Origin of the sequence: Serratia sp. YC16 (assembly GCF_009707615.1) — a bacterium.
In the GTDB taxonomy this organism is placed as follows: domain Bacteria; phylum Pseudomonadota; class Gammaproteobacteria; order Enterobacterales; family Enterobacteriaceae; genus Serratia; species Serratia surfactantfaciens.
In genome coordinates this window covers 111,656-119,570 of the sequence record NZ_WLYN01000009.1, presented here as the reverse complement: position 1 = coordinate 119,570, position 7,915 = coordinate 111,656, and the positions used below count along the sequence as shown (strand labels likewise).

Sequence of the window (7,915 nt, the reverse complement as noted above, 5' to 3'; positions counted from 1 at the left end):
GGCGGGCCGCAACCCCTAATTTCAATATTTTTTCCGACCGTTGAATGTTTGACCAAAACGCCGTTAAAGCGGCAGTTTTTTCAACGATTTAAAGCCGTAGCCCTGCAAAACGGGCAATAAAGCGTCAGTATCTTCATTTAACGCCATGCAATACGCCAGATTCTCTTCCTGGCTCGAAACCAGATTTTCCTGCGTCGAGATGAGCCAGGCGGTACGGCGGGCTATCGCCGCACCGGAATCCACCAGCCGGGTGCCTTCCGGCAACACCTGCATCAGCTCTTCCGCTAACAGAGGGAAATGGGTGCAGCCCAGCACGACGGTATCCGGCGGCTCACGCATGCTCAGCCACGGATGCAGGATCTTCTTCAGCACCGGCAGCGGCACGGCTTCGCCGTGCAGCTTGGCTTCCGCCAGCTCCACCAGCTCCGAAGAACCCAACAGTTCAATCTTGCAGTCGGTGGCAAAACGGGAAATCAGTTCGTGGGTGTAGCTGCGCTGTACGGTGCCGCGGGTCGCCAACAGGCCGACAATGCCGTTAACGGTAAGACGGGCGGCCGGTTTGATGGCGGGCACCACGCCCACGACCGGGAAGCTGAAACGCTCGCGCAGGGCCGGCAAGGAAACAGTGCTGGCGGTGTTGCAGGCAATGACGACAATCGCCAGAGGATGACGCTGCTGCACCGCGCCAACTATCTCCAGCACGCGCTCAACGATAAACTCTTCGGACTTCTCGCCGTAGGGGAACGCCACGTTGTCGAAAGCGTATATATAGTGGAGATCCGGCAGCAACTGCCGAATCTCCTGATATACCGACAACCCGCCGACGCCGGAATCGAAAACCAGCACCGTCGGGCGAGGTGTGGCGGTGCTGTTAGAAGGTATAGCTTCCAGTGAGGTAGTATTCTCTTCCTGGAGTAGCGTAGCCATAGGCCGTCTCATAATCTTTATCAAACAGGTTGGCAATTCTACCACGAACTGTCAGATGAGATGTGACCGGATACGAAACTGCGAGATCCCACAGGCTCACGCCGCCGAGTTTAACCGTCGGGCTTGGATAAACGCCATAATCCTTGTCATAGCGCTCACCCAGGTATTGATAGGTCACCGCCCAGTCAAAGTCGTACAGCTGCCAATCCAGCTCATACTTCACCTGTTGTTTCGCGCGGCGCAGCAGCACTTCATTGGTTTTAGCATTGCGCGGGTCGACATAATCGTAACCAATCTGATGCGTCAACGGACCGGTTTCAAAAGAAGCGGTGGCCTCTACACCCTTAATGGTCGCCTTACCGATATTGTAATAACGGTAACTCACCGGATCGCTGTCAATCAGGTTATCGATGTCATTGCGGTAGCCGGAAACGCGCCAGGTCACCGGCCCGGTCAAACCTTCGAAGCCGCCTTCCCACTGTTTGCTTTCTTCCGGCTTCAAGTTGCTGTTGCCATAAGTGGTACTAAACAGCTGGTTCATGTTTGGCGCTTTAAACGCGGTGCCATAGGAAGCGATGAAACGGTATCCTTCGATGAACTCCCAGGCTGCGCTGGTTTGCCACGTGCCGTGCCAACCGAACTCAGAGTTATCGTCGCCGCGCGCTGCGGCCTCAAGCGTCACCGGCCCCACCAGTTGCTGCCCGGTCAGATAGATGCCGGTATTGCGCTGGCTTCTCTCGCGGCTGACGGACGCGGTGCCTGGTTTGATCTGTTGATCCTGCCAGTCGGCGCCCGCACTGACGGTGCCTTGAGCCACCTTGAAAGTATTGCCCCACTGCAGATTGTATTGCTCTGAATCATCCAGGCTGGAGGAAATCGCATACTGCCCTTTGCGCGGATCGTAATTGTAGTCTTTGCTGTGGCTGTAGCTTCCCACTAACTGCGTGGCGTAAATTCCTTCCTGATAGCGCAACCCGGTGTCCCAGGTTTGACTATACAGTTTGCGCGTATCCGGCAGACCGGTGATATTGAAATTTTTATCGTAAGAATAGAAGCCGTCGTAGCCCGTACGGTTGTCGTAGCCATATCCACGCACAAAGCCGCTGATTTGCTCGTTGAACCGGTGCTGTACCGCCCCGTATAGCGATTTGCTCATGAAGCCATCGCGATCGGGCTGCGGAATGCTGGTGTTGCCTTCAGCCACCACATCATACCCTTTGGTATAGGTGTAGTTCCCCGCCACCGTCGCCACGGTGCTGTCGCCCAGCAGCTGTTGCGTCGACGCATCATAGGACTGATAGCCGTTGGAGCCAACGCCGGCAGCCAGCGTAGTGCCGTTCTTTTCGCGGGTAGTAATAATGTTGACCACGCCGCCGATGGCGTCGGAACCGTACACCGCAGAGCGCGGACCGCGAATGTATTCGACTTTCTGCACCAGCGAAATCGGGATTTGGCTGAGGTCGGAAGAGCCGCTGACGCCCGCCTGATTAAGGCGGATGCCGTCGATCAATACCAAGACATGGCTGGAGTTGGTGCCGCGAATGAATAGTGAACTCTTTTGTCCCAACCCACCGTTTTGGCCGATGTCCACCCCCGGCAAGCGGCGCATCACGTCGGTCAGGCTCTTGGCCTGCCAGCGATCGATATCGTTGCGGGTGACGACGGAGGTCGGCGCCAATACGGAAGAAATCGGCTGCGGGAAGCGGTTGGCGGTCACCACCAGGTTATCGCCATTCGTGGCCGTGGTGTTGTCTTGCGCCCATCCAGAAAAAGCCGTGACGGAGGAGACCACCGCCAGCAGCGTGTTTTTTGTAATTGTCATGAGAAAAGCATCCAAACTTAATTGGCGGATGCCGCAGGATCATGGCCGGTAGTTCGCGACGGCCACGGACATTGCGACGTAACACCGGCAGGTCTTCGGGCTTGGGATTTGCGGGCCGCGGGGCGCGACCGGCAACGGGCGATGACTTCCCATCCTGCAGTGGACAGTGTCTGCGTCGAAACGCTATCGCCGTGACTTCCCCTTACCGCTGCGCGTCAGCTCCGGATTCACACCGGATTCCCTTTTCACTCGCTGCTTGAGGCCGGACGGCAATGCTACGATCAATGAAAATAGATGTCTAGACTGCTACTAATGTTACAAATAATAAACGCGACAAAACTGGACTTCACGGGCTGATTCCCTACAATCCCCGCTGATCAAATTTGCCTGACGAGAAGACACACATGACGCCCGAGAATTTGCCTATTGAACGTTACGATGACCAACTGGCGGAGAAAGTCGCCCGTCTGAAGACGTTGATGTCACCGTTCGCGGCGCCCGAGCCGGAAGTGTTCCGCTCGCCAGTCGACCACTACCGCATGCGCGCCGAGTTCCGCATCTGGCACGACGCGGAAGACATGTATCACATCATGTTCGATCAGCAGACCAAGCAGCGTATTCGCGTCGATCGGTTCCCGGCCGCCAGCGAACTGATCAACCGTCTGATGAGCGCCCTGATCGCCGCGCTGAAACCGGAGCCGATCCTGCGCCACAAACTGTTCCAGATAGATTATCTGTCGACGCAAAGCGGCAAAATCATCGCCTCGCTGCTGTACCACCGCAAGCTGGATGAGGTTTGGCAACGGCGCGCCGAGCAGCTGCGCGACGATCTGCGCGCTCAAGGGTTCGATCTGCAGCTGATCGGTCGGGCGTCGAAAACCAAAATCATGCTCGACCAGGATTATGTTGACGAAGTGCTGCCGGTTGCCGGCCGCGACATGATCTACCGTCAGGTGGAAAACAGCTTCACTCAGCCCAACGCGGCCATGAACGTGCAGATGCTGGAATGGGCGCTGGCGGTCACCGCCGGCTCCAAAGGCGATTTGCTGGAGCTGTATTGCGGCAACGGCAACTTCTCGCTGGCGCTGGCGCGCAACTTCGAGCGCGTGCTGGCGACCGAGATCGCCAAGCCGTCGGTGGCGGCGGCGCAATACAACATCGCCGCCAACCATATCGACAACGTGCAAATCATCCGCATGGCGGCAGAAGACTTCACTCAGGCCATGAACGGAGTGCGCGAATTCAACCGGTTGAAAGGCATCGATCTGAGCGGCTACAACTGCGAGACGATTTTCGTCGATCCGCCGCGCAGTGGGCTGGACGATGAAACGGTGAAGATGGTGCAGGCTTACCCGCGCATTTTGTATATCTCATGCAACCCGGAAACGCTGTGCGCCAACCTGGAAACGCTGCAGACTACCCACCGAGTCAGCCGCCTGGCGCTGTTCGATCAGTTCCCGTATACCCATCACATGGAATGCGGCGTGTTGCTGGAAAAGCACCGCTGATACGACAGGGGCGCCACATGGCGCCCCGTTTCATTACGATTCTTGAGTCGGCGCATCCAGCGCCTTGCGCGCCTTCAGCTTGACCCCGATCCACAACACCAGCGCCACGCAGAGAACCGACGGCAGGAAGTTGGAGCCGATCTGCGGGTATTCGGCGCGCACGATGGCGCTGTACAGCAGCAGCCCCAGCAGGAAACAGGCCGCCGCCAGCTTCGGCATGCCGTCCGGCATGGCACGGTTCAGGTAGCGCTGATGCAGACAGTACACGGCCAGCACCAACGCGAGCAGCGGGAAGATCGAAAACGGCACCACCGAGCTGAACAGCGCGGCAAACGAACCGTTGATCGAAAGGCCGGCAATCAACGCCAGCAGTAAGGTGCCATTTTCACGGCCTGGTTTTTCCATCATTTTTTACCTTTTTTATACGTGGGACACAGAAGCTTTTTCTTGTTCGCGACGATACCAGTAATACGCCCCTTTGGAGATCATCCGCAGTTGCAGCACCAGCCGTTCTTCCAGCTGCAGCCGCTGCTCGGCGTCGATATCCAGCGCTTCCGCGCCGGCGCTGAACACGATGGTGACCATCGCTTCCGCCTGCGCTTCGGTGAAGCTGCGCGGCATGTGGTTTTCCAACTCGAGGTAGTCCGCCAGTTCGGCGATGAAATGCTGGATCTCGCGAGCCACCGCCGCACGGAATGCCGCCGACGTGCCGGAACGTTCGCGCAGCAGCAGGCGGAAGGCGTTCGGGTTGTTGCCGATAAATTCCATAAAGGTGGACACCGAGGTGCGGATCACGCTGCCACCCTTGGCGATGCGTTGGCGCGCCTGACGCATCAACTGGCGCAGCATCAGGCCGCTTTCGTCCACCATGGTCAGCCCCAGCTCATCCACATCGCGGAAATGGCGGTAAAACGAGGTGGGCGCGATACCCGCCTCACGTGAAACTTCCCGCAGGCTCAGGCTGGCGAAACTGCGTTCGGCGCTCAGCTGGCTGAAAGCGGCTTCGATCAGGGAACGACGAGTCCGTTCTTTTTGTTGTGCTCTGACGCCCATATGCATATCCAGATAGGTTCCATTCTCTCAGTCTAACGCCCTAGACCCGGCAATATAGCAAATTTTATTGCAACAGCATTTATACTAACGCGCTCTATCACACTTCCGCCCTGAGCCGATTGTGCTTTGACTCAAAAAGCCTAATGGTGATTGGGTGAGCAGCGCTATGATGTTAAGATACCGTTGTAATCTTGTATAAAAAAACAGGTCTCTCCTACATGCAACAGCACTATCAATTTGATGCCATAGTGATTGGCTCGGGCCCTGGTGGTGAAGGTGCCGCCATGGGGCTGGTGAAACAGGGCGCCCGCGTGGCCGTTATCGAACGGTACAACAACGTAGGCGGCGGATGTACCCATTGGGGCACCATCCCTTCCAAAGCCCTCCGCCACGCCGTCAGCCGCATTATCGAATTCAACCAGAACCCGCTCTACAACAATTCGCGCACGCTTAGCGCGACCTTCCCTGACATTTTACGCCACGCCGATAACGTCATCAGCCAGCAGACCCGCATGCGCCAAGGGTTCTATGAGCGGAACCAGTGCAAGCTGTTCGCGGGCGACGCGCGCTTCATCGACGCCAACACCGTCAGCGTCAGCTACATGGACGGCACCCAGGACACCATCCGCGCCGACCACATCGTGATCGCCTGCGGCTCGCGCCCTTACCACCCGGCCAGCGTCGATTTCAATCACCCGCGCATCTACGACAGCGATTCCATCCTCGAACTGAGCCATGAACCGCGCCACGTAATCATTTACGGCGCCGGGGTGATCGGTTGCGAATACGCGTCTATCTTCCGTGGTCTGAACGTCAAGGTCGATCTGATCAACACCCGCGATCGCCTGCTGGCGTTCCTCGATCAGGAGATGTCGGATTCGCTCTCTTACCACTTCTGGAACAACGGCGTGGTGATCCGCCACAACGAAGAGTTCGAGAAGATCGAAGGCACCGAAGACGGCGTGATCGTGCACCTGAAGTCCGGCAAGAAGGTGAAAGCGGACTGCCTGCTGTACGCCAACGGCCGCACCGGCAACACCGATTCGCTGGGGTTGGAGAACGTCGGCCTGGAGTCGGACAGCCGCGGGTTGCTGAAGGTGAACAGCATGTACCAAACCGCGCTGTCGCACATCTATGCGGTCGGTGACGTGATCGGCTATCCGAGCCTGGCTTCCGCCGCCTACGATCAGGGCCGCATCGCCGCGCAGGCGATCGCGTCCGGCGAAGCCAGCGGTCACCTTATCGAAGATATCCCGACCGGCATCTACACCATTCCGGAAATCAGCTCCGTCGGCAAAACCGAGCAGGAACTGACGGCGATGAAGGTGCCGTATGAAGTGGGCCGCGCCCAGTTCAAGCATCTGGCGCGCGCGCAAATCGCCGGGATGAACGTCGGCAGCCTGAAGATCCTGTTCCATCGCGACACCCTGCAGATCCTCGGGATCCACTGCTTCGGCGAGCGTGCGGCGGAGATCATCCACATCGGCCAGGCGATCATGGAACAGAAAGGTGAAGGCAATACTATCGAGTATTTCGTTAATACGACCTTCAACTATCCGACCATGGCCGAAGCCTACCGGGTGGCGGCGCTGAACGGCTTAAACCGCCTGTTTTAACGCGCTGTCGATGTAGCCCTGCATGTGCTCGCGGATCGCCTCGGCCAACTGCTCATAACGGCTGCGCAGTGGGGAACCGGGGCGGTACACCAGCGCGATGGTGCGCTTCGGCTCAGGCTTGTAGCAATCCAGATAGCAGACGCCGTCGCGTTCGCGCTGCGGCGGCACTGCCAGTGACGGCAGCAGGGTAATGCCGCTGCCGGCCGCGACCATGTTACGCAGCGTTTCCAGACTGGTGGCGCGGAAGTGGGTATCTTCGTCCGCGCCCGCCTGGAAGCAAAAGCCCATCGCCTGATCGCGCAGGCAGTGGCCATCTTCCAGCATCAGCAGTTTCTCACCCGCCAAATCCGGCATCGCTACGCGCTCACGCTGCGCCCAAGGGTGATCGGAATACACCGCCAGCTTCATCGGTTCATCGAACAGAGGCACTTCGATAAACGCCTCGGTCTCCTTCACCAGCGCCAGAATGGCGCAGTCCAGTTTGCCGCTGTCGAGCTGCGCCAGCAGTTGATGGGTTTGCGCTTCGTGCAGATACATTTCCAGCTTCGGGAAAGTTTTGTGCAGCGTCGGGATGATCTGCGGCAGCAGATAAGGCCCCACGGTCGGGATCAGGCCGATGTGCAGCGGCCCGGACATGGCTTCGCCCTGTTGGCTGGCCATCTCCTTCAACACTTTCACTTCGCGCAGCACGGTACGCGCCTGCTCCACCAGCAACAGGCCCGCCTGGGTGAACAGCACCTTGCGGCTGGTGCGTTCGAGCAGCATGACGCCCAACTCGTCTTCCAGCTTGCGGATCTGCCCGCTGAGCGTCGGCTGGCTCACATGGCATGAATCGGCCGCGCGGCGGAAGTGCCGGTGCTCGGCCAAGGCGACCAGATACTCTAAATCACGAATGTTCATTGTTTCCCTCCAATCCATGATAGCTCATGGCGATAGATAAGATAGCAATGAGCGATTAGATCTATCAAGCCCCAACGACAATAATGTGT

7 protein-coding genes and 1 riboswitch are annotated in these 7,915 nt (G+C 58.0%); of the genes, 2 read left to right on the top strand and 5 right to left on the bottom strand.

Translation table 11 applies throughout. The annotated features are described in order from the left end of the window. Nucleotides 1–63: 63 nt before the first annotated feature. Nucleotides 64–927 (bottom strand): glutamate racemase, encoded by an 864-nt coding sequence (gene murI, locus GKN89_RS20310; RefSeq protein ID WP_025921004.1) that lies wholly within the window; start codon nucleotides 925–927, stop codon nucleotides 64–66. Beyond that, entirely contained in the window at nucleotides 872–2,749 is a 1,878-nt protein-coding gene (gene btuB, locus GKN89_RS20305) for a TonB-dependent vitamin B12 receptor BtuB (RefSeq protein WP_019452256.1), read from the bottom strand. The genes murI and btuB overlap by 56 nt, the downstream gene beginning before the upstream one ends. 68 nt (nucleotides 2,750–2,817) lie before the next feature. Beyond that, nucleotides 2,818–3,031: riboswitch (cobalamin riboswitch) on the bottom strand. Between the two features lie 122 nt (nucleotides 3,032–3,153). On the opposite strand from btuB, the gene trmA reads away from it, so the two are divergent. Then, on the top strand, nucleotides 3,154–4,257 hold the full coding sequence (trmA, locus tag GKN89_RS20300; protein WP_063918335.1) for a tRNA (uridine(54)-C5)-methyltransferase TrmA: 1,104 nt from the start codon (nucleotides 3,154–3,156) through the stop codon (nucleotides 4,255–4,257). A gap of 33 nt (nucleotides 4,258–4,290) precedes the next feature. On the opposite strand, the gene GKN89_RS20295 is transcribed toward trmA, so the two are convergent. After that, nucleotides 4,291–4,662: a YijD family membrane protein gene (locus tag GKN89_RS20295; protein ID WP_019452254.1), complete on the bottom strand. Its 372-nt coding sequence runs from the start codon at nucleotides 4,660–4,662 to the stop codon at nucleotides 4,291–4,293. A 15-nt stretch (nucleotides 4,663–4,677) separates the two neighbouring features. Next, nucleotides 4,678–5,310 (bottom strand): HTH-type transcriptional repressor FabR, encoded by a 633-nt coding sequence (gene fabR, locus GKN89_RS20290; protein WP_019452253.1) that lies wholly within the window; start codon nucleotides 5,308–5,310, stop codon nucleotides 4,678–4,680. A 218-nt stretch (nucleotides 5,311–5,528) separates the two neighbouring features. On the opposite strand from fabR, the gene sthA reads away from it, so the two are divergent. After that, a complete protein-coding gene (sthA, locus tag GKN89_RS20285; RefSeq protein WP_004931047.1) occupies nucleotides 5,529–6,926 on the top strand; it encodes a Si-specific NAD(P)(+) transhydrogenase in 1,398 nt (465 codons plus the stop codon). Here the strand turns inward: sthA and oxyR are convergent. Continuing rightward, nucleotides 6,909–7,826: a DNA-binding transcriptional regulator OxyR gene (gene oxyR, locus GKN89_RS20280; protein WP_015379402.1), complete on the bottom strand. Its 918-nt coding sequence runs from the start codon at nucleotides 7,824–7,826 to the stop codon at nucleotides 6,909–6,911. The genes sthA and oxyR overlap by 18 nt on opposite strands. Nucleotides 7,827–7,915: the final 89 nt, after the last annotated feature.